The organism is Halococcus sp. PRR34, assembly GCF_028617175.1.
GTDB classification, from domain to species: Archaea; Halobacteriota; Halobacteria; order Halobacteriales; family Halococcaceae; genus Halococcus; species Halococcus salifodinae.
This window is the reverse complement of sequence record NZ_JAQJDA010000005.1, coordinates 226,611-248,399: the sequence shown is the minus strand read 5'-3', so window position 1 is coordinate 248,399 and position 21,789 is coordinate 226,611. Positions and strand designations below refer to the sequence as shown.

18 protein-coding genes are annotated in these 21,789 nt (G+C 67.1%); 6 read left to right on the top strand and 12 right to left on the bottom strand.

Going from position 1 to position 21,789, the window contains the following annotated elements; all coding sequences use genetic code 11:
• Window positions 1-55: 55 nt before the first annotated feature.
• On the top strand, window positions 56-1,489 hold the full coding sequence (locus tag PHA81_RS09055; RefSeq protein ID WP_049909946.1) for an amidohydrolase family protein: 1,434 nt from the start codon (window positions 56-58) through the stop codon (window positions 1,487-1,489).
• 433 nt (window positions 1,490-1,922) lie between these two features.
• Window positions 1,923-2,936: a phosphate uptake regulator PhoU gene (locus tag PHA81_RS09050; protein ID WP_273836534.1), complete on the top strand. Its 1,014-nt coding sequence runs from the start codon at window positions 1,923-1,925 to the stop codon at window positions 2,934-2,936.
• A 57-nt stretch (window positions 2,937-2,993) separates the two neighbouring features.
• Here the strand turns inward: PHA81_RS09050 and PHA81_RS09045 are convergent, their stop codons facing one another.
• Window positions 2,994-4,517: a cobyric acid synthase gene (locus PHA81_RS09045; protein WP_005042297.1), complete on the bottom strand. Its 1,524-nt coding sequence runs from the start codon at window positions 4,515-4,517 to the stop codon at window positions 2,994-2,996.
• Window positions 4,518-4,701: 184 nt separating this feature from the next.
• Between PHA81_RS09045 and PHA81_RS09040 the strand changes: the two genes are divergently transcribed.
• Both PHA81_RS09040 and PHA81_RS09035 read left to right on the top strand, forming a co-directional pair.
• The gene (locus tag PHA81_RS09040) at window positions 4,702-5,334 is read left to right on the top strand and encodes a SatD family protein (protein WP_241430287.1); all 633 of its coding nucleotides are present in this window, start codon (window positions 4,702-4,704) and stop codon (window positions 5,332-5,334) included.
• Window positions 5,316-5,765 (top strand): hypothetical protein, encoded by a 450-nt coding sequence (locus PHA81_RS09035; RefSeq protein ID WP_005042289.1) that lies wholly within the window; start codon window positions 5,316-5,318, stop codon window positions 5,763-5,765. The genes PHA81_RS09040 and PHA81_RS09035 overlap by 19 nt, the downstream gene beginning before the upstream one ends.
• Here the strand turns inward: PHA81_RS09035 and PHA81_RS09030 are convergent.
• From PHA81_RS09030 to cobT, 8 genes are read right to left on the bottom strand one after another with little or no spacing between them, the layout of a single operon-like run.
• Complete coding sequence (locus tag PHA81_RS09030) at window positions 5,762-6,469, bottom strand: cob(I)yrinic acid a,c-diamide adenosyltransferase (protein WP_005042286.1); 708 nt, start codon at window positions 6,467-6,469, stop codon at window positions 5,762-5,764. The genes PHA81_RS09035 and PHA81_RS09030 overlap by 4 nt on opposite strands.
• A gap of 59 nt (window positions 6,470-6,528) precedes the next feature.
• Window positions 6,529-7,245 (bottom strand): adenosylcobinamide amidohydrolase, encoded by a 717-nt coding sequence (locus PHA81_RS09025; protein ID WP_273836533.1) that lies wholly within the window; start codon window positions 7,243-7,245, stop codon window positions 6,529-6,531.
• Complete coding sequence (locus PHA81_RS09020) at window positions 7,238-8,257, bottom strand: aminotransferase class I/II-fold pyridoxal phosphate-dependent enzyme (RefSeq protein ID WP_005042281.1); 1,020 nt, start codon at window positions 8,255-8,257, stop codon at window positions 7,238-7,240. Before PHA81_RS09020 ends, PHA81_RS09025 begins: the two co-directional genes overlap by 8 nt.
• Window positions 8,254-8,841 (bottom strand): NTP transferase domain-containing protein, encoded by a 588-nt coding sequence (locus PHA81_RS09015; protein ID WP_005042279.1) that lies wholly within the window; start codon window positions 8,839-8,841, stop codon window positions 8,254-8,256. Before PHA81_RS09015 ends, PHA81_RS09020 begins: the two co-directional genes overlap by 4 nt.
• On the bottom strand, window positions 8,841-9,587 hold the full coding sequence (gene cobS, locus PHA81_RS09010) for an adenosylcobinamide-GDP ribazoletransferase (RefSeq protein WP_005042276.1): 747 nt from the start codon (window positions 9,585-9,587) through the stop codon (window positions 8,841-8,843). Before cobS ends, PHA81_RS09015 begins: the two co-directional genes overlap by 1 nt.
• Window positions 9,578-10,480 (bottom strand): CobD/CbiB family cobalamin biosynthesis protein, encoded by a 903-nt coding sequence (locus tag PHA81_RS09005; protein WP_005042274.1) that lies wholly within the window; start codon window positions 10,478-10,480, stop codon window positions 9,578-9,580. Before PHA81_RS09005 ends, cobS begins: the two co-directional genes overlap by 10 nt.
• A gap of 59 nt (window positions 10,481-10,539) precedes the next feature.
• Window positions 10,540-11,880 (bottom strand): cobyrinic acid a,c-diamide synthase, encoded by a 1,341-nt coding sequence (locus tag PHA81_RS09000; protein ID WP_005042272.1) that lies wholly within the window; start codon window positions 11,878-11,880, stop codon window positions 10,540-10,542.
• Window positions 11,877-12,884 (bottom strand): nicotinate mononucleotide-dependent phosphoribosyltransferase CobT, encoded by a 1,008-nt coding sequence (cobT, locus tag PHA81_RS08995; protein WP_005042269.1) that lies wholly within the window; start codon window positions 12,882-12,884, stop codon window positions 11,877-11,879. Before cobT ends, PHA81_RS09000 begins: the two co-directional genes overlap by 4 nt.
• A 298-nt stretch (window positions 12,885-13,182) precedes the next feature.
• On the opposite strand from cobT, the gene PHA81_RS08990 reads away from it, so the two are divergent.
• Entirely contained in the window at window positions 13,183-13,974 is a 792-nt protein-coding gene (locus tag PHA81_RS08990) for a CbiX/SirB N-terminal domain-containing protein (RefSeq protein ID WP_005042268.1), read from the top strand.
• Between the two features lie 7 nt (window positions 13,975-13,981).
• Here PHA81_RS08990 and PHA81_RS08985 read toward each other — a convergent pair whose 3' ends face one another.
• Genes PHA81_RS08985 through cobN form a run of 3 tightly spaced genes read right to left on the bottom strand, consistent with a single transcriptional unit; the run spans window position 13,982 to window position 19,459 of the window.
• Window positions 13,982-14,764 (bottom strand): cobalt-precorrin-7 (C(5))-methyltransferase, encoded by a 783-nt coding sequence (locus tag PHA81_RS08985; protein ID WP_005042266.1) that lies wholly within the window; start codon window positions 14,762-14,764, stop codon window positions 13,982-13,984.
• Window positions 14,761-15,480: a precorrin-8X methylmutase gene (locus PHA81_RS08980; protein WP_005042262.1), complete on the bottom strand. Its 720-nt coding sequence runs from the start codon at window positions 15,478-15,480 to the stop codon at window positions 14,761-14,763. Before PHA81_RS08980 ends, PHA81_RS08985 begins: the two co-directional genes overlap by 4 nt.
• Window positions 15,470-19,459, bottom strand: a complete 3,990-nt coding sequence (cobN, locus tag PHA81_RS08975) for a cobaltochelatase subunit CobN (protein ID WP_005042260.1) — start codon at window positions 19,457-19,459, stop codon at window positions 15,470-15,472. Before cobN ends, PHA81_RS08980 begins: the two co-directional genes overlap by 11 nt.
• Window positions 19,460-19,493: 34 nt before the next feature.
• Here cobN and PHA81_RS08970 point away from each other — a divergent pair, with 34 nt between their 5' ends.
• Window positions 19,494-21,776, top strand: coding sequence for an ATP-binding protein (locus PHA81_RS08970; protein WP_005042257.1), 2,283 nt, complete (start codon window positions 19,494-19,496; stop codon window positions 21,774-21,776).
• Window positions 21,777-21,789 lie beyond the last annotated feature (13 nt).

Here is a 21,789-nt window from a genome sequence, read left to right as displayed (position 1 = left end):
CGACACCGACCCGCCCCCGATAGTTAAGTTCTCGCACGCCGAGGGAAGAACGACGATGACACGAGCAGACTTGCGCGTGGTCGACGCACGAGTGGTGACGCCGAGCGGCACGATGCCAGGCGGCGTCGCGGCCGCCGACGGTCGGATCGTCGCGGTGGGAACCGAAGCGAACCTCCCCGATGCCGATCGAGAGATCGACGCCGACGGCAACTACCTCATCCCGGGATTCATCGATCCGCACGTCCACTGGGGACTCTCGCGCTACGAGTTCGAGGACTATCACGCAGGTCTCGAACACGACTTCGAAACCGAGACCCGGGGTGCGGTCCACGGCGGGGTCACCACGGTCGTGAACTTCTTGCTCCAGCGCGAGCCGTACCTCCCCGACATGGAGTTCTTCCGCGAGGTCGGGCGCGAGAACTCCTACATCGACTTCGCGTACCACGCGATCGTCCATCAGGATCACCACGTCGAAGAGATCGAGGGGCTGGTCGACGAGGGGATCCGGTCGTTCAAGGTGTTCTTCAACTGGTACAAGCACGCGAGTCCCGAGCTCGGGATCGATCACTCCGACGCCGGGCGGGTGTACCAGGTGCTCGATACGGTTTCGGACGTCAATGGGGGAGTGGTGATGTTCCACGCCGAAAACGAGGACCTCGCCTACGAGCGCCGCCAGGAACTCCAGGACGAGGGACGCAACGACCTCGAAGCGTGGACGGAGGCCTCGCCGAACGTCGCCGAGGCGATGCAGATAGAGCAGATCGGGCGGCTCACGGAGTACACCGACTCCCGGGCGTACATCGTCCATATGAGCACCGCCGAAGGAGTCGACGTCTGCGAGCGATTTCAGGATCGGGGCGTCAACCTCCACGCCGAGACCTTGCCCGCCTTCCTCGCCCACACCAACGACGAGGATCTGGGGGTCTGGGGCAAGATCTCGCCGCCACTCCGGAAAGAACGGAGCAAGAAGCGGCTCTGGGAGGGGCTCCGGACCGGCGTGGTCGACTATCTCGGTACCGACCACTGCCCGCACAAGATCGAGTTCAAGGAGAAAGGCGAAGGGAAGTACGGCGACATGTGGGACGCGATCCCCGGCGACAACAACGGAATCGAGTACTTCCTGCCGGTGATGATGAGCGAGGGCGTCAACGAGAACCGGCTCAGTATGGAGCGGGTAGTGGAAGTCTGCGCGGAAAACAACGCCAAGCGCTGGGGACTCTACCCGCGAAAGGGCGCGCTCGTCGAGGGCGCGGACGCCGACATGGTGATCGTCGACCTCGAAAAAAGTCGTGTCGTCGACGACGAGTTCTACCACACGATGGAACCAGGCTACTCCACCTTCCACGGCGACGAACTCACCGGCCTACCGACCCACACCATCGTCGCCGGCGAGGTCGTCGTCGAGAACGACGAACTCCAGGTCGAGCCAGGCGACCGCGAGTACCTCCCCCGGGGCGAGAGCGGCGTTCCGATGCAGAGTCCCGAATAGATCGTCCTTGGAGCACGAAGAGATATAATTGTCTACTGTTCTACTTTTCTTCGAGAGACATAGGCCGCCCCCCCCCCCTCAAATCGAACTATGACAGTCTGTATTGTGGTTTCTGTCTGTTCGAAAGCTACCGAGCCGAATTTCGAATCGTGGTATCCGAGACAGACATTCCGGGGCCGAAAGACGTGATATCAGCTTTGAAATGGACTAAAGCCCCTCTTTGTCCGATAACCGGAGCTATTTGCCGATTCTCGACTGTTTGAAAGAGAATCAAAACAAACAACTCGGATCTTGGTTCACTGGTGGCTCCGACGACACTCTCGGCCAGGACGTTTTGTCGTTACATCGTCATTACCCCGTCATACGGATCGATATATAGCCGACAACACCCCACATATCAAGCTTGACGGCCACGGTTTGCGACGGACCGCACATGGAGATACGGAAGGTCCAGCTCTCCGGCGGGACCACGTACACCGTCTCGTTGCCGAAGTCGTGGGCGACCGAACACCGGATCGACGCGGGATCGGCCGTGCGTCTCCATCCGAAGGGGAACGGCTCGCTGCTCGTCGAGTCGGCAGGTGATACTGGTGGTGACGAACGGACCACGACCGTCGACAGCGGCGGCCTCGATCGGGACGGGCTCGCGCGGACGATCCACGCGCTCTACGTCGTCGGCGTCGATCGGATCCGACTCGTCGACGATACCACCCACTCGACCGAGCGTCGGAGCACGATCACGCGTCTTGCCGGGCAGCTGAGCGGGCTCGAAGTGCTCGAAACTACCGACACCGAGATCACGCTCCGGAGCCTGCTCGATCCGGGAAGCGTCTCGATTCACAAGAGCGTGCTGCGACTGAAGCTCATCACGCTCGGAATGGCCCGGGACGCGATGCGAGCGTTCGTGACCGGTGATCGATCGTTGGCCGACACCGTGATCGAGCGCGACGACGAGGCCGACAAGCTGTTCGCGATGGTCACACGGTACTTCCGGCGGTCGCTTTCGGATCTCGCGGTGATCGACGAGCTCGATCACTCGCGTGACGAGCTCTTCGAGTACTACTACGTCGCCCGGCAGTTCGAACGGATCGCGGACCACGCCGAGAAGATCGCCCGACTCGCCAACGAGGACGCCCTCACCGACGACCTCGACGAGACGCTCTCCTCGTACGCCGACCGCGCGCGGACGATCGTCGATCACGCTGCCGATGTCGCGCTCTCGAACGCCCACGTCGGGATGGGGTACGACACAACCGCCAACCGTGACGCACTCGTCGATGAGATCACCGCGTTCAGTCACGAACTCCACGGTCGCGGCGAACCGGAGGAGATCCATCGAGTGGGCCTCGTGCTCGACAGCATCGAGCGAACGGCCGAATACGGAGCCAATATCGCCGAAATGGCCGTCCAGCGGACCGCGCGTCAGGGCGAACTCCCCGACGCGTAACGCACTCGACTGGACGAACCGACTGTGGTCAGTCCCTGGGAAATCGAACGGTGACGATCACTCTGGATCAAGAGGGAGACCGTCGACCAGTGTTGCGGCCCTCTCGTACGGCGAGTGCTTCTTGTCTTCGGGCCGTGGACGCCGTTTGCCGGCGCGCCGAAACACGCTGTCGACGAACGTGTCGCGCACGGTCGCGTTCTCGAACAGCCCGTGGAGATACGTGCCGAGGACGCGATCGGTCGCGGCGCTGCCCTCGCCGAGGGGACGCTCGACGGCCGCGGTGGCGGCGGTTTCACCCATGTGGATCTCGTAGCCTGCGACGGTACCGCTCGCGCCAGCGATCGGGCCGGATCCGTCGATGTCCCGAGTGACGCGTTCGACGCACTTCTCTCGGGAGAACTCGGTTTCGACGGGCAACAGACCGAGCCCTTCGACGACCGATCGATCGCCCGTGCCCTCGATGGCGGCGTTCGTGATCCGCTCGCCGAGCATCTGGTAGCCACCACACAGCCCGACGATCGGGCCCGACACCCTGGCGAGCGCCTCGTCGAAGCCGGCCTCTCGAAGCGCCAGTAGATCGTCGACGGTGTTTTTGGTTCCGGGGATCACGACCGCGTCAGCGGCCGCGAGGTCGGCGTCGAGCGGCACGTAACTGACTCTGATGCCTGGCACGCGCGCCAACGGTTCGAGATCGGTGAAGTTCGAGATTCGGGGCAGCCGGGGGACCACGACGGTCACCGCGGCCCCGTCCGCCACGCCGTCATCGTCGCCCAGCACGCGAGGTTCGCCTTCTGCTGGCAACGAGACACTGTCCTCAGCAGGGAGACCGGGATCATCGTACCGGAGGACATCGAGGACTGGAATTCCGGTTTTTCGCTCCAGCTCTTCGATCCCCGGTTCGAGGATCGAACGGTCGCCGCGGAACTTGGTGAAGACGACGCCCATCACTCGTTCGCGGAGATCGTCGGGCATGAGTTCGAGCGTGCCGTAGGCGCTTGCGAACGCGCCGCCGCGCTCGATGTCCGCGAGCAGCAGGATCGACGCGTCGGCGAACCGCGCAGTCTCGACGTTCGCGAGATCACGGTCGTGGAGATTGATCTCCGCGATCGAGCCCGCGCCCTCGGCCACGATCACCTCGTGATCGGCTGCGAGACGGTCGTGGGCCGATTTTGCGGCCTCGCGGGCGCGCTCCCAGTGGTCGTCGTAGTACGTCCCAGCGGCGTAATGGCCGACGGCCTCGCCGTCGATCACGAGTTGGCTCTCGGCGTCGCCGCGGGGTTTGAGGAGCACGGGATTCATGTCGGTCGTCGGCGTGACGCCCGCAGCGCGGGCCTGGACATACTGCGAGACCCCGATCTCGCCCCAGCCGTCGGTGGACGTTTCGTCGTCCTCGGACGGCCGGCGCTTCGCGCCCGCGACGCCGTCGGCGGTCACGACCGCGCGGGCGTTGTTGCTCATGTTCTGGGCCTTGTACGGCGCGACCGCGACGCCCTCGCGCGCGAGACGACGACAGAGGCCGGCGACCACGGTGGACTTGCCGACGTGGCTCGCGGTGCCCGCGACGAGGATGGTCGAACTCATTGTTTTGCCTTGGAAGGTGCCCTGTACGTGTCTTTTGCTCGGGCGAGTCAAAACAACGCTTGCTCACAAAAGTCGATTCAACTACCGAAGATTGATCGGCACCACGTCAATCTATTTCGATTTAATCGGTGCTATTAAATTCTTAGAGATTTAGTAGAAGCAATGCATGCCAAAACGATACTGTGTGGTGATCGGTGATGTCGTTGACTCCAGATCGGTCGATGACCGGGAAATACTCCACCGTGATCTCGAGCGAGGAGTGGAGTACGCAAACGATGCGTTGACAGACCAGGTAGTTGCTCCGTTTGTCATATTGAAGGGTGTGGACGAAATAGGTGGTGTATTGCCGGATCCAGGCCGAGTGTATCGTGTGATTCGAGAAATAACTGAGGCTATTCATCCGACAGCTATTCGATTTGCAGTTGTACAGGGGCGAATCGACGTGGGTGCCTCAAAAAGCGACATCGTGTCGATGGATGGGCCCGCGTTCCACGAGGCTGACACACTACTGGATACGATCGCTCACGAAAATCAAGCAATCGCACTTTCAGATCCCGATGTCGATCCGTGGCTCCGGCAACTGATAACCCATCAAATTGACCTATTACTTGCTTGGAAGCAGAAGTGGACCTCGCATCAGGGTGCCGTTGTCCGGCAGTACCGAAACGAGTCACAGATGAAGGCTATTGCCGAACAGCGTGACGTATCTATCCAAACAGTGTCACAGACTCTTTCACGGACAGGAATCGAACGAATTATGCGAACCGAGAAGAGCCTTGAAAAAGCAATGGTGGAGGTATGGAGAGATTCGACGTGACTTGGCGGACGCTTCTCTCAGTGATCGCTACGATCATTTCAATCGTGGCTCTCCTCTGGGCGATTCCTCACGTTGAGACGATCGTTGCGCCGCGACATATGGTCGTAGTGGTGGCCGGTTATACGCTTTTGCTGGCGACGAGTGGTTACGTCGTGATGAGCATGCTCTCGCTTGCTGGTGCAAGTGTGGATGAGGCAGAAGCTGATACTGGGAGCGTGATCGGAAAAGTAGAGAACGTACTGATTCTCACACTAACGTTGCTCGGAGCCTACACCGCGCTGGGACTCGTGTTTACTGCGAAATCGATCGTTCGCTGGCAGGACATTTCTAGCGGCAACACGACGTACTACCTCACAGGTAGTGTGGCCAACGTCACCTACTCGCTCGTATTCGGTATCGTACTGCGGCGTGTGCTCGATACAGTAGCTTAGAACTCCGTTCCCTTCCGTGCGCGATGGCCCGCGTCGAACGGATGGGCCTCCTTCCGGACGTTCGTGACGAGATCAGCGCGGTCGGCGATCGCCGGCCGTTCGTGACCGCCCGTGAGGACGAGTTCGAGGTTTGCGGGCTTGTCGTCGACGAGGTCGGCGACCGCGTCGGGATCGACGAGATCGCGGTTCGCTGCGTACAGGATCTCGTCGAGGATCAGGTGGTGGACGCCGTCGTCGGGCTCGCTGTCGAGCGCGAGTGGTGCGGTGAGGTCGGCCTCCTCGGCCGCGGCGACGAGTTCGCGGGCGCGTTCGAGCGCGCCCTGGGCTCGCGCGGCGTGCTCGTCGTCGGCCGATCCGTCGAGCAGACCGTGCCAGCCGTAGTGGCCGGAGTTCTCGTAGGTGAACCCCGGGACGGCCTCGATCGCGTTGTACTCGCCGCGGGTCGACTCGACACTCGCCGCGCCACCTTTCATGAACTGGAGGAGGTGAACCCGGTAGCCGTGGCCCGCGGCCCGGAATCCCATCCCGAGCGCGGCGGTGGTCTTGCCCTTTCCGTCGCCCCACCACGCCGAAACCAGGCCGAACTCCTCGGGAGCAGCGGGTTCGATCGCCTCGGCTTTTGGTGTCTTCCCCTCGCCGGGGGTTCGGCGGTGCTGTGCGTCGCGGTCGGTGTCGGAGCTGTCGTTAGTAGTGTCGTCGGTCATGGATTGTGGACGGGGTCGCGGACGGCCGATCGGTTCAACCAGTGTCGACTGGCGAGCGATCACGGCGAGAACACCTCGGCTCGCCGGTCGGTAACGACGCCGTACTCGGCGTCGGCCACGCTCGACGGGAGTTCGCGGTGCTCGTACCGCGACGCGAGGCTCGCACGCACCGCCTCGCGGACGCAGGCGCGCGCCGCGGCCCCGACCGGGGTCGCACTGCCGGTGAACTGTGCGGGGTCGCCGTTGGGATCGCAGCCCGCGACGACCGCGTCGGTGGTCGTCCCCGGAAAGCCCGTCACCGCGAGCAGCGTCGCGGTCTTCGCCTCGACGGCGACCGCGAGCAGGTTCGCGAGCCCGGCGTCGTCGAGTGCTCGCGTGGTTCCGAGTACGATGTTGACCGTGCCGACGCCGTCCGGTTCGTCGGCTCGATCGTCGACATCGGCATCCCGGGCGGGAGACGACGAGGGCTCCTGAGGGAGCGCGGCGGGGTTCGACACGCCCGCGGTGGCGTACGCCACGACCGAGTCGAGTCGTGCGCCGCGGGCGTGTTGCAGGTCGACGCCGGTGAGCAGCGCCGGTCCCGAAAGATCGAACCCTGCCTGGTCGCGCCGTTCCGCGACGTAGATCCCGAGATCAGTTCGGCTCCAGCCCTCGGGCACCGAGACGTTGTAGGCGGCGTCCGCGCGCTCGAACCCGCCGTCCCAGCCCGTCGAGAGCCAGTCGGTGTCCCGCTTCGCGAGCTGGAGGACGCCCGCCTCGACGCTCGCCTCAAACATCCCCGAGCACCTCGATCAGCCGGTCGTTCTCCTCGGGAAGCCGCACGGCGATCCGAATGTGTGAGTCGAGCCCGCGGAACGTCCGGGCATCCCGAAGGGCGAGGCCGCGCTCACGGGCGTGTTCGAGGAGCCAATCGACGTCGCGATCGCGGACATCGAACAGCAGGAACGGCGCGTCGGACGGATGAACGTCGAACTGCGCGGAGAGCGCATCGTGGAACCGGGACCGCTCCGTACGGACACGCTCTCGGGTTTGTGCGACGAAATCGGTCTGGCGCATGCAGTACGCGCCGGTCGCCAGCGCCGGTCCACTCACGTTCCACGGCCGGCGCGCGGCGGTCAGCGCTTCCCCATACTCGTCCGTGGCGACCGCGAACCCGGCCCGGAGGCCTGGCAGCCCGAACAGCTTGGTCAGCGACCGCGCGACCACGACGCCCCGCGTCCCGGCGAGCGACGGCCGACCGGTGAACCCGAGAAACGCCTCGTCGACGAGTAGCAGAGTTCCGGCGTCGCGACACCGCGCCGCGAACCCGTCGAGGGCAGCGGGGTCGTACGTCTCGCCGGTCGGGTTGTTCGGGTTGCAGACGATCGCGAGAGCGTGCTCCGCGAGATCATCCCTGCCGACGTCGAGCACCGCGTCGTGGGGAACGAACGCCGGCTCACCACCCTGGAGGCGGACCTCGCGGGCGTACTCTCCGAAACTCGGGAACGGAACCAGCACCGAGTCGCCGGGCGAGACCGCGAGATCGACGGCCGAGCGGATGGCCGCGAGGCCGCCGGGCGTCGGGATCACCTCGTCCGGCTGGCAGTCGACGTACGCCGCCGCGGCGTCGCGGTAGTCGGCGGGTGGTTCAGACGGGTACGATCTCGACTCGGCGAACGCGTCGCGGTAGATCCCCTCGACTCCCTCGGGCACTCGTGGGTTGGTGTTGGCGCTGAAATCCACCAGCTCGGGATCGTCGCTGCTGCCGTGTGGCGCTCTATCGACGCCGAGCGCGTCGTCGAGATTCATGTGAGCGCCTCCGCAACCTGGGCGTCCGCACGCCGGTTGACGTTGACCGCGAGGCGCTCGTCGCGGCTCACGAGCGTCGTTTCGGCGTCGCCCGCGACGACGTTGATCCCGGTTGGTGCGAGCGTTCGTCCGTCGTGTTCCATCGTCGTGTCGACGCTCACGCCGAGTGCGCGCTTGAGAATGACGGGAACGCAGACCGCAAGCGAGTCGCCGTCGAACGCGTCGAGAACGCGATCCACACTTTCGCCCGCGAGCAGCGGCAGGTCCGCCGCGACCGTCAGCACGGGCGGATCGATCGAATCGAGTGCGGCAGCGAGATCGGCGACGTAGCCCTCGCCGGGAGCTTCGACGAACGACTCGACGGGCGGGTCGTGGCGTCGAGTCTCGTCCCGGGTGGCGTCGAAACGGTCGGGATCGAGATGGTCGCGCGTCCGTGGCGCGTTCGACGATCCGACCGCGTGGATCGCCTCGACCCGGCTGGCACGGAGCGCGCCGATCACGCGATCGACCATCGGCCGGCCGCCGATCTCGTACAGCGGCTTCTCGGTGCCGGCGTCGAGACGAGTCCCGCGACCGCCGCACATCACCAGTGCGTCCACGCGATCACCCCCGCGTGGAGCGCCGCGACGCGCGCGATCTCGTTGGTCGCGCCGAGGACATCGCCCGAAACGCCACCGAGATTTGACCGTGCCCACCGGAGCACGACGACCGCCATGATCGCGGCAGCGAGGAGCGCTGTCACGGCGGGCATCACTGCGGGCCACGCGAGGAAGACTGCCGGCAGGGCGAGCAGCCAGACCGGAGCCAGCGCCCACGGGTTGGCGTTCGTCGTGAATCCCGCGCCGAGCCCGTCGTGGGGTGACGAGCCGACGCAGACCAGGCTCGCCATTCCGGCCTTCGCGCCCACCTCCGCAGCGATGGCAAGAAGCGCGGTCCGTGCCGGCAGCACCGCGATCGCACTCCCCGCGGCGACGAGGCCGGCCACGACCAGCGCGACCGCGAGCGCGCCACCGACGCCGAGCGTGGTGTCCTTCATGACCTCGCGCCGCGCGGCCGCGTCGCCGTGGACCGCGAGCGCATCGCCGAGGTCCGCCACGCCGTCGACGTGGTTGATCCCCGTCACGGCGTAGACGCCGACGGCGAACACGATCCCGACCGTGGCGGACGGTCCGGGGACGAGAAGTGGAAGACCGACGAGCGCGCCGATGACGTACCCGGCGAGCGGGAAGGCGATCGGCCGCTCGGCGAACGCCGTCCACGCGTCGGCGTCGCGCCCGACGGGGAGTCGCGAGAGGAAGCCGAGCGCACCCCGGAGCGCTGTCAGGACCACGTGATCACCCCGCAGAGGACGAACGCGACTACTCCTGTGATCCCGACGACCCGAACCCCCTCGCGCGCCCGCTCGACGCTCGGCAGGTCGGCGTCCGGGTTGAGGACGTACGCACCGTACTTTTCGAGACGGACATCGAGAACCGCGGCGAGCGTCGCCATCGGCCAGCCCGAGTTGGGGGAGGTGGGTGTGTTGCTCCACTCGTGGCCGCGGGCCAGCGCACGCGGTGACCGACCGGCGAGCGCGAGCAGCGCGGCGCTCGCGCGGGCCGGAAGCCACATCACGAGGTCGTCGAGCCGCGCGCTCGCCCCACCGACTGGCTTCGAGCGGTAGCCAAGCATCGAGTCGAGCGTGTTGACCGCCTTCACCCACGCCGCGCCCGCCACGCCAACCGCGAGCGAGACGCGCGCGCCGAGCGCGAACGCCAGCAACGGCGCAACCAGTCCATCGGCGAGGTTCTCGGCCGCGCTCTCGACCGCCGCGCTCCGGAGCTGAGCCGGGGTGAGATCGTCGGTCTTCCGTCCGACGAGCGCCCGGATCGATCCCCGAGCAGCCGCCGGGTCGGTCGTGGTTTGATCGATCACGTCCTCCGCGACCGACGTCAGTCGCGCCAGGCTCGTCGTGGCGAACACCGCGAGACCCGCGACCGCGCTGCCGACGATCGGTCCGACGGCGACCGCAAGGGCGGTGGCGACCCCCGCGATCGCGGCAGCACCGATCGGCAGACAGAGTGTGCTTCCCGTCCCGACGAGTCGCGGGTGCGACCACGACCGGTCGAGCGGCGCGACGACTCGCCCGAACAACGCGACCGGATGGACGCGCTGTGGGAACTCCTCGAACGCGGTGTCGAGCACGAAGCCGACGGCGAGCGCTCCGACGGCTGCGAGACTCATCGGCTCGTTCCTCTCACGGTCATCGTCTCCCCCTGACGATCATCGTCTTCCTTCGGCCATCATAGCGAGTCGATGAATCGATCGAACGCGGTGCTCTCAGCGTGGACGTGGGCGTAGGTGCCGAGCGTTCGGTACTCCGTGAGCCCGTCGTGCTCTCCGTCGATCCCCTCGCCACGCTCGACGTCGAAGGCGAAGCGCGCGTCCGCGTCGACGGCCGCCTCCGAGTAGTGGAACTCGTGACCGCGGAGGGTGTCGTTCGCGTTCGCGGTCAGCGTCGATTCGCACGCACTGAGTTCGACGTGATCGAGCGCTTGGTAGCGCTCGCACATTTCGACCGCAGCGGGGAGCACACCGGCCATTTCGTGGGTGTCGCCGTCGACGGTCGTGAGCGATTCGGCGAGCGCCATCATCCCGCCGCATTCTCCAAGGATCGGGATGCCCTCCCCGGCGCGGTCGCGGAGGGTGGCGAGTGCCGGCCCGTCGGCGAGTGCGGCGGCGTGAAGCTCCGGATAGCCCCCTGGAAGGTAGATCCCATCGGCTTGAGGCACGTCATCACCCGCGGCCGGGGCGAACGTCACGACCTCGGCGCGCGCCCGGAGGCGCTCCATCGTCGCGGGGTAGACGAACCGGAACGCCGCGTCGCGCGCGACCGCGACGCGCTTCTCACGGGCTGGTCCCGAGTCGATGGAATCGACTGCGGGTGGTTCGCGGGCGACGTCGATCAGTCGGTCGGTCCGGAGGTGTGTCGCCACCTCGTCGAGCGTCGCGAGGTCGATCGGTGCCTCGTCACCCATGTGGAGACCGAGGTGACGATCCGGGATTTCGAGATCGGGTTCGGGTGGTATCCGTCCGAAGTAGGCGAGATCGTCGGGCAACGCCTCCCTGATCCCGCGCTCGTGGCGGCCACCGTGGGCACGCTGGGCGACGATCCCCACGACGTCGACGTCGCGCCCGGCGTGGGCGGCGTAGCGCTCGAAGCCGACCGCGGTCGCCGCGACGCTCTCCATGCCGGCGCTCGCGTCGACGACCAGCACGACGGGGAGATCGAGCGCTTCGGCGACCATCGCCGTACTCGATCGGTCGCCGTCGTACAGCCCCATCACGCCCTCAACGACGCAGATGTCGCCCTCACCACGAGCGTAGTTCCGGCGGAGTCCCTCATCCCCTTCGAGCCAGACGTCGAGGGTGCGCGAGGGGCGCTCTCCGTCGACGTTCCCGGAATCGTCGGAACCGCGAGCGGAACCAACGACAGCGGTGTGGTGGCTGGGATCGATGAAATCCGGGCCGGCCTTCGCGGGCTGGACCGTGTGGCCCGCCGCTTCGAGCGCGCGGACGACCGCGAGCGTGGCGACGGTTTTGCCGACGCCGGATCGCGTGCCGCCGATCACGACGCCGTTCATGGTTCGACCCGAGGCTCGGTCGCCAGCAGTCGGTCGTGGATCGTGACGACGCGATCGCGGATGTCGGTCATCGGGATTCCTGCCCGCTCGGCCAGCGCGAGCGCGCCGCCCATCCCGACGCCCTCCTTCGCTTCGCCCGCGACGTAGGCGTCGAGTGCGGGGTGTGACTCTCGATCGAAGCCCGGATCGGTGATCGTCAGATCGAGGTCGAGATCGCTTGCCAGCCCCTCGACGTCCGCAGTGTCGTCGGCGGCGAGAAACGACGTCGTAGCGAGCGAGAGCGGCGCGTCGACGCCCGCGTGGCGGGCGAGTGCGGCGGCGGCACACAGCTGCGTCCCGCCAGCGAGCGTGACCTCAGTGCCACCTGCGGTCGTCCCGGTGACGAGACCCGCGACCGCAGCGAGCACCGGATCGCCGACCGCCCGCACCGCCGCGATCGGCGTTCCGGCAGCCCCACCGGCCGCGATCCCGGCAGTATCGAGCGCCTCACCGACCACCTGCTGCTTCAGTGCGATCGGGTTCTCGGGAAGTGACGACGAGGTCGCCCGGCGCTCGCCGAGCGCGGCGAGGACACAGCGCGCAGTGGTCGTCCCGCCCGGGATCGTCTCGCCGATCACGAGCTCGTCGTCCGGGAGCGCCCGGCCGTACTCCTCGGCGGCCGTGAAGATTTCTCGGGCTTCGGGAACTGCCCGCGCTGTCCGCACGTCCCGTCCCGACTCCTCGCCCACCGTGACGGTCGGCGCGGCGGTCGGTTCGGCGAGTCCCGCATCGACCACGACGGTCTCGAACCGTGCGAGTTCACGGACCGCACGAGTGACGACTGCGGGCGTCGGACAGCCCGATGGACTGACCGGGACGACCGGCGAACACACCGGCTGGCCGTACGCGACGATCTCGCAGTCGGCGCTCGGTGTGTGCGCCATCACGGCCGAGTCCGCACCGGCGGCGCTGATCCCCTCGATCCGTGCGGTCGCCGTGCTCCCGGCGACGACGACGAACTTCATCGATCGATCGCCTCCGTCGGTGCTGTCATCCCCGCTACACCGCCCCGCGTCTCGGCTCGGTTCGTCGGCTCAACACGACAAACTGTGGTTGGTGTAGAACAATAGTAGTTGCTCTTTCCCCCGATTCGTGACCCTTCCCTCGCCGTTCGTTCGACCACGACGATCGGCGATCGAAGTCCGCAAATCGATCCGCGCCCGTGGTGGATCGTCCAGTAGCCGAAAGGTATTTGCTGTCGCCTCGTGTCGCCTTTAGCAAGCCCATTTGTACTAACTAAACAAAACTTGGGCAATCTGAGCCATGACAACCGAAGCGATCCTTCTCGTCGGCCGCGGTGCGGCGCGCACCCGAACCGTGCTGAAAACCCACGCGGAGCGGCTCGAACGCCGGACCGGGACCACGGTCCGTGTGGCAACGTACGAACACGAACCGGTACACGAGCTCCGGGACCCGCTGGCACGGATCGACGCCGAGCGGGTGTACGCAGTGCCGGTCCGTGTCGCCCACACCTACGAGACGCTCGACGACCTGCCCGCGGCGCTCTCGACGATCGCCAGCGACGTCCGGTACTGCGAGCCGATCGGCCGGAGTCCCGCAATCACCGACCTCATCGTCGAGCGGGCCACGGCGCTCCAACCGGCCACACCGGACGTCTCGCTGGTGCTCGTCGGGTTCGGGAGCAGCGCGAAGCCGTACTACCGACAGATGGCGGCGTACCACGCCGCACGGATCGACGAGGGGTCGGACTACGGCGAAGTAGTCGCCTGCTATCTCCACCAGAACCCGACCGTCGAGTGCGTCCGCTATACGATCGAAAACGATTCCGCGGTCGCAGTCCCGCTGTTTCTGACTCACACCACCGCAACCACCGAGGCGATCCCGGCAAAGCTCGAACTCGACCGCGGCGGGATCGCGTACGCCGAGCCGTTCGGCGATCACCCACGGGTCACCGATGCGATCCACGCCGAGGTCGCAAAACAGCGTGCCCTCACGGACGGCGACAGGGGCGACACGTCATCGGGAACGTTCGAAACGCGGCTCACCGAGACGCGTCGGCCGATCGCCACCGACGGCGAAGGACTCGTGGAGTAACGTCGACTCAGTCGGCCCGGACGACCAGTACCGAGAGATCGGAGAATCGAGAGTCGGCTGCGGTTTCGCCGCCCGCATCGTTTCGTGCCTCGTCCGCGAGATCGCCGAGCGTCGTCCGTGTGACTCGCTCGTCGTCGTGTGTCAGCCGCTCGAACACGAGTGCATCGAGCGACGGGGTTGCGCCGGCCTCGACCAGCATCCCTGCAACGTCGCCCGGCATCCAGTCGTACGGGCGCGGCAGCACCAGCAGGTGACGGTGACCGACGGCCTCGCGAAGTCGCTGAAGGTCGGCATCGATCCCACCGCGTTTGTGGAGCGTGACGAACGTCGTCGCCTCCATCGGCGTCCGCGCACGGCTGGCGGCGATCTGGAGCGACGAGATCCCCGGCACGATTTTTACTGAGCGATCGACCGCAGCCTCGACCTTCCCGACGAACTGGTAGCCCGAGTGGTTCGGATCGCCCATCAGGACGGCCGTGCCCCGCTCCCCGTCGGCGACCCGCTCGGCGAACGCGTCGAGCGTCGCCGCCTCGTCGGCGTACCCACAGGTCAGCAGATCGGCGTCGGTCCGTCCACTGACGAACTCTACCACCGTCTCGAACCCAACGACGACGTCGGCCTCGCGGATCGCGCGCTCGCCCCGTGGCGTCAGGTACTCGGGATTTCCCGGCCCGATACCGACGGCATCCACCGGCCGTTCGGCCGCGTCGGGCCCTGCCTCGGTTTCGGGCTCCGCGGCCGCGACCGCTGCCGGGTCGCGGCCGTCGCCGAGATCGTCGGCATCGTTCACAGCGGATCGATCTCCCCGTTTCGAACGTCGCTCGCGACGTGGACGAGTTCGTTCGTCAGTCCGGCCGCGAGACCGCTGCCGCCGCGGCGGCCGACGTTGGTGATAGTGGGGACGCCGTTCTCCCGCGCGACCTCCCGAAGCCGCTCACGGCTCTCGGCAGCCTTCACGAATCCCACCGGCGTGGCGACCACGACTGCTGGTCGGGTCCCGTCAGCGATGCAGTCCGCGAGCGCGAGCGCCGCCGTGGGGGCGTTCCCGACCACGGCGACCGCGCCGTCGTAGACCCCTCGACTGTCGAGTTCGAGCACCGAGGCCGCGGTCCTGGTCATCCCCGTCCGCTCGGCGAGATCGGCCCCGTTCCCGATCGCTTTGCGGACCGGACAGTCGTGGCCCCGGCCGGTGACGCCGGCTTTCACCATCGTGATGTCGGTCACGATCGGTCGCTCCTCGCCCACTGCGCGCGCGCCAGCCCGGACGGGTTCGTCCTCGTCGTCGCCGGTGAACCGCAGCAGATGCTGGAACTCGGGATCGCCGGTGGCGTGGACCGCTTTCTGGCGCAGCCGGTCGGCGAGCGTTTCGTCGGGAACGAGTTCTCGCACGCGATCCATACTGGTCTCGGCGATCGCCATCGCGTTCTCGGTTGTCGCGCCGAGATCGGCGTACGCCTCGACTTCGTCCTTCTCGGCGCTCGTGCTCCCATCCGCATCAGTCGTCATCGCTCGACACCTCCTCGCTTTCGCTGTCGGGCTGGGCCCTGTCGGCTGCCTCCCCGGCACGCGCTTCGAGATCGGCGTCGGCCCGGAGGTTGACGTCGCGCAGCCGATCGGCGGTCGCGTCGTCGGCGTCCCAGAGCCCGCGGTCGATCGCCTCAAGCAGGGTGTCGGTGATGCTGTCGAGCGCCCACGGGTTCACCTCGCGCATCCACTCCTGACGGTCGTCGTCGAAGGCATACTTCTCGGCGACGTCGTTCCAGAGCGTATCGCTCACGACGCCCGCGGTGGCGTCCCAGCCGAGCGCGACGTCGACCGTGGTCGAGAGGTCGCCAGCGCCCTTGTACCCGTGCTCTTCCATACTGTCGAGCCAGGCAGGGTTGAGGACGCGGGCGCGCATCGCCTTCCGGACTTTCTCCTCGTTGGTGTAGATGTCGACGTTGTCGGGATCCGAGGAGTCGCCGACGTACGAGGCGGGTTCTTCGCCAGCGATCTCCGACACGGCGGTGATGAACCCGCCGTGGAAGGCGTACCAGTCCGAGGAGTCGAACTCGTCCTGCTCGGCGGTGTCCTCGATCTTGACGGTGGCGTCGACGTTGCCGAGCCGCCGCTCGAAGGATGCGTGGGCTTCTGAAACCTGGCCCCGACTGCCGAGCGCGTACCCGCCCCACTGGACGTACACCTCGGCGAGGTCCGAGCGGTCGTCCCAGTTGCCCTCGTCGACGGCCTTGTTGGTCCCCGCGCCGTAGCCGCCCGGCCGGGTGGTGAACACCCGATGGCTCGCCGCCGCACGGGCGTCTGCCTCGTCTATCCCGTCTTCGTCCACGCTCGGCTCGCCCTCGACACCATCCGCACTCTCGCCACCCTCAGCCCCGTCCGCCACGTCGTCCAGCAGTCGCTGAGTTTCCTCTTCGACGTGTTTCTTGACGTAGTTCCGCTCGTGGGGTTCGTCGAGATCGACTACGGTTTCGACAGCGTCGTGAATCACGCTCGCAGCTTGCGGGAAGGCGTCGCGAAACAGCCCCGAGACTCGCGTCGTCACGTCGATCCGGGGTCGGTCGAGCTCGTCGAGCGGGATCGGAGTCACGTCGTCGACCCGGCCGGCGTCGGTCCACTCGGGTTCGACGCCCATCAGCGCGAGCACCTGCGCGATCGTCTCGCCGCGGGTCCGGACGGTGGGCGTGCCCCACGCCACGACGCCGATCTCCTCGGGGTACTCGCCTGCCTCTTCCTGATGGCGCTCGGCGACGCCCGCCGCGACCTCACTGCCGACCGCCCACGCGCTTCTCGCGGGGACTTTCCGGGGATCGAGAGTGTAGAAGTTCCGCGCGGTCGGGAGCAGATCGACCCCGCCGCGGGTCGGCGCGCCGCTGCCGCCCGGCGGGACGTACTCGCCCGCGAGCGCGTCCGCAGTCCGCGGGATTTCCTCGGCGGCACCCGCCACGCGCGGTGCGGCCGTCTCACAAATGTACCCCAAGACCTCTCGGAGATCGTCGTGTGCGCCGGACTTCGCCCGCGAGTCGCCCAGCGGATCGATGTCGACGACGAGCAGGTTCATGTTCACCTCCTCGTCCGGCCCGGCCGCGGACTCGTCGGCCGGGAGGTCGAAGTCGTGTTCGGCCAGCGTCGTCACGAGGTCGACGCTGGTCTCGTACACCGCGTCGGCGGCCTCGGCGTAGGTCGTCCCGAGCGCCTCGTCGTAGGCTCCCGGCTCGTTGAGCAGGCGGTCGTAGTCGACGCCGAGCACGCCCGCCACGCTCTCGCGGAGGCTCGGCGCACCCGGGTTCTCCAGCCGCGTGAGCGCGACGAGATACTCCACCAGTCGGTCGCCATCCGGCGGTTCGCCCATCGTGTGCAGCCCCATCCGAATCTGAGTGGTCTTCACGTCGGTGAGGTATGCGTGGACTCGTTCGACGAGTTCGTCGATGTCGATCTCGTCGCCAGTGACCTCGCCCTCGGCGAGCGTCGTGCCGGCCTCCTCGGGCCCGCGGACATCGGCGCGCTCCTCGATCTCGCCCGCGATACCGAGTTCGACAGCGAGATCGAGGTCGTCGACCGTCTCGCGGAGCAGGTGTTCGAGGTTCTCGCCGTCGTCGGTTCGTGCGTCGGTCGCGCCGGCCTCGCGGTAGCGGTCGGCGAGCTCTTCGAGTTCGGCGAGTTCGTCGTAGGTGCCGGCGTTGGCCATCACCGGCGTGAGGTAGTCCACGATCGCGGCGTACGACCGGCGCTTGGCCTGGGTGCCCTCGCCGGGGTTGTTGACGATGTACGGGTACACGTTCGGGAGGTCGTCGATCAACTGATCCGGGGCGCTCTCGCCGTCCAGTCCGACGGTCTTGCCGGGGAGCCACTCCAGACTGCCGTGGGTGCCGAGATGGACGACTGCGTCGGCTGCGAAGCGGTTCCGGAGCCAGCTATAGAAGGCCACGTAGTCGTGGGGTGGCTGGAGGTCCGAGTCGTGATAGACTTTCGATGGGTCCATTCCGAACCCGCGCGGGGGCTGGACGGTCACGAGGACGTTCCCGAGCTCGATACCGGGAACCGCGAACGGACGGTCGGGGGCCTCGCCCCACTCCGCGACGACGTTCTCCTGAAAGCGGTCGTCGAGGTCGTCGAACCACTCGCGATACTGGCCCGGAGCCACGGTGTCGACGCTCCGCTTGCGGACGTCCTCGGGCGCGACCCACCGGTCGTCGAGGGTGAGCTGCGCAGTCAAACGATCGATGAGCGCCTGGCCGCTCTCGGGGAACTCGCCGTCGAGATCGTAGCCTCGACTGTCGAGTTCGTCGAGGAGATTGACCGTGCTCTCGGGACTGTCGAGCCCGAACGCGGTCCCGATCCCGTCGTCGCTCGGCGGGTAGTTGTGGAGCACGACCGCGACCCGCTTCTCGTCGTTCGAGGTGTGACGCAGGCTTGCCCAGTTGACCGCGAGCCGCGCGGCGTGGTCCACGCGGTCGTCGATCGGGAAATGCTGTTTGGGCGCGCTCCCGATCCCGGCCGCGTCGTCGGTCCGCTCTTTCCCGCTGATCGGATGGGTGATGACGTTGCCGTCGAACTCCGGCAGCGCGACCGAGAGCGCGAGCTCGAACCCCATCACGCCCGTGTCGCTCGACTCGTACCGCGACCGCGAACGCATCGTCGTGATCGTCTGGATCACGGGGACGCCGAGCCGATCGAGAAACACGTCCTCGGCCGAATCACCTTCGTCGCTCGCCGCCCGCCCCCGTTCGTCCATCGAGAGCGAGAACATGAACGACGACAGTACGGCGTCGACGAGCGGTTCGTCGTCGCTATTTAAGAGCCAGTTTTCAGTTACCCACTCGGCGTTCTCCTGGCCCGTTTCGTCGGCAGCGGGGTTGCAGAAGATCGGGAGCGCGTCCGCGCCGTGGGCCTCGATCGCGCGCACCTGCGCGTCGACGTACCGGGTGTTCTCGTGAGTCCAGTGGGATTCGTAGAACCAGACGGCGACCGTGGGAGTATCGGGGTCGAGCGTCGCCACGAGCTCGTCGTAGGACGCGCCGGGATGGTCGGGATGATAGACGCCTTCGGTCGGGAGCGCAACGGGATCGTCGTACTCGCGGTCGATCCCCCTCCCCCCATACTCGTCGACGAGATAGCGGATGCAGTTCGCCACGTTGCTCGTGCCGCCGCGATCGAGATACTCGTAAATTCGATCGCGGTTCTCGGCAGCGACGGTCGTGTCCTCGACGGCGTAGGCATCGCCGGTCGATTTCACGACGAGTGGGACGTCCGCCGCGTCGAGTCGCTCGATCGCGCGGTCGTAGCCCGGCATGCTGTCCTCGCCGCCGTGGAGCCAGAGGACGACCGCCGTCGCGTCAGTGAGTTCGTCGACGAACGCCTCGACATCCGTGGGGTCGTCGAGATCGCTCTCCGAGCGGACCACGAGGTCGGTCTCGACCTGTGCTGCGGCCCGCTGGACGGCCCCTAGCTCGTTCTCGGTCGCGGTGTACAGACCAACTGTTGGCATAATACTGTTAAACCTCCGTTTGTCTAATGCAAGTATGGTTGATTATGCTGGGGGCAAAAACTCTTCGCCCGTTGGACGAGCCGGGTCTGGCTCCCGACGGACCGACCGCGGGCTGTCGTTCGGGGAGATCGTCGGTCAGGACGGGTTCAAGCAAGCGCTGCTGGCGGTCGCGGCGAACGACGCACTCGATGGCCTGTTGGTCCGGGGCGAGAAGGGGACCGCGAAATCGACGGCAGTCCGGGCGCTGGCGGATCTCCTCCCGACACAGACCACGATCGCGGACTGTCCGTACGGTTGTCCGCCCGACGATCGCGTCGCCCAGTGCGGCGACTGTCGCGCGCGCGAGGACCCACCGACGGCGGAGCGGCCGGTGCCGCTCGTGACGCTTCCGTTGGGAGCCACCCGCGAGCGCGTCGTCGGCACGCTCTCGGTCGCCGAGGCGCTCGACGGCGAGCACGCGTTCGATCCCGGGCTGCTCGCGCGCGCGAACCGGGGGATCCTCTACGTCGACGAGATCAATCTCCTCGACGACCACCTCGTCGACGTGTTGCTCGACGCGGCCGCGAGCGGCGTCAACCGTGTCGAGCGCGACGGGATGAGTCACAGCCATCCCGCGAATTTCACGCTCGTCGGCACGATGAACCCCGAAGAAGGCGATCTCCGTCCCCAGCTCTGCGATCGGTTCGCGCTCCAGACCACCGTCACCGCGTGTGAGGAGCTCGATCGCCGCGTCGCGATCATCGAACAGACTCTCGACGGAGGCACAGATGAGAGTCGACAGGCCGAGAACGGCCGAACGAACCCGGAAACGAGCGCTGCACGCGAGCGTCTCCTGCGAGCACGCGAGGGTCTCGACACGGTGGAGCTGTCGAGAGAGCAGACCACCGAGATCGCAGCACTGTGTCGTGATTCGGGCGTCGACGGCCACCGCGGAGACGTCGCCACGGCGCGCGCCGCACGGACGTTCGCCGCCCTCGACGGTCGGTCGACGGTCGCCGAGGCCGACGTGCGGCGCGCGGCCGAGCTCGCGCTCGCCCACCGTCTTCAGTCACGGCCGTTCGAGGACGCGCCCGACGTCGAGGACGTTCTCGACGATCACTTCGATTCCGACGAATCTCCATCCGACGAACAGGGCCCAAACGGCGATGACGAAGGCGAGGGTGGAACCGACGGCAGGGGCGGGACGGGAACCGATGGCAGGGGCGACGACGGACGAGCGAACGGCAACGACGACGGACGGGGAGACGCCAGCGACACGGGTGAGGATGACGCCGGGGACACGATCTCCGACGATCACGACGAGAACGGTGGTGACACCGATCCCGACGATCCCGGGGGAAGCGGCGCTCGGCCGACTGCCGGCGGCAGAAGCGACGAATCCGACGAGGTCGAAACGCCGTCAACGGGCGTCGAGGACGGACGTGACGATGGCAACGACGGGGCCGAGGAGGATGGCAGCCACGCTCCGGACGCAGAGGACGACACCGATGGCGGCGTCCCACTCGTTCCTGGACAAGAGCGCGCCGAGATCGGGACTGCTCGCGCTCCCGAGTTGGACACATCCGAAATCGATACCGACGCGAGCGACGGTGCGGGAACCGGCTCCCGGACGGGGGCGCGACCCGCGGTCGACAGCCAGGGGCCGAGGCTCCGATCGCGTCGAGCGGCGTCGGGCGACGGCATCGATGCGGCGGCGTCAGTCCGGGCCGCAGCGAACCGCGGTGCGGCCGGGGTCGAGTCGCGCGATCTGCGGCAGTCGGTTCGTGCGGGACCGGCGTCGACGCTGGTGGTGTTCGCCGTCGACGCGAGCGCGTCGATGCGACCCGCGATGCGGGCGGCGAAAGGCACAGTGCTGGAGCTCCTGACGGATGCCTATCAGGGACGCGACGCGGTCGCGTTCGTCGCGTTCGCCGGAGATGAGGCGGACGTGCTTCTGCCGCCGACCGACAGCGTCGGCCTCGCGGCACGACATCTGAAGGAGCTACCGACCGGCGACCGGACGCCGCTGCCCGACGGCCTCCGGACCGCTGCCGGGGTGATCGAGCGGGCCGATCCCGCCGCGAGCGTGACCGTGCTCGTCACCGACGGCCGGGCGAACGTCGCCGCGGGCAGCCCCGTCGCGGCGACCCGCGAAGCCGCCAGTCGGCTGGCGAATCTCGGATCGCACGTCCTCGTCGTCGACGCCGGTGAGGGAGGCCGGGCGGGCGTCGCGGAACTCGTCGCCGAGGCGACGGCGGGCGAGCACGTTCCGCTTGCTTCGCTGTCGGCCGATCGGGTCGATGCAGCCGTCACCACCGCTCGTGATCCCGACGGGTAGCCCGGCCGAAAGT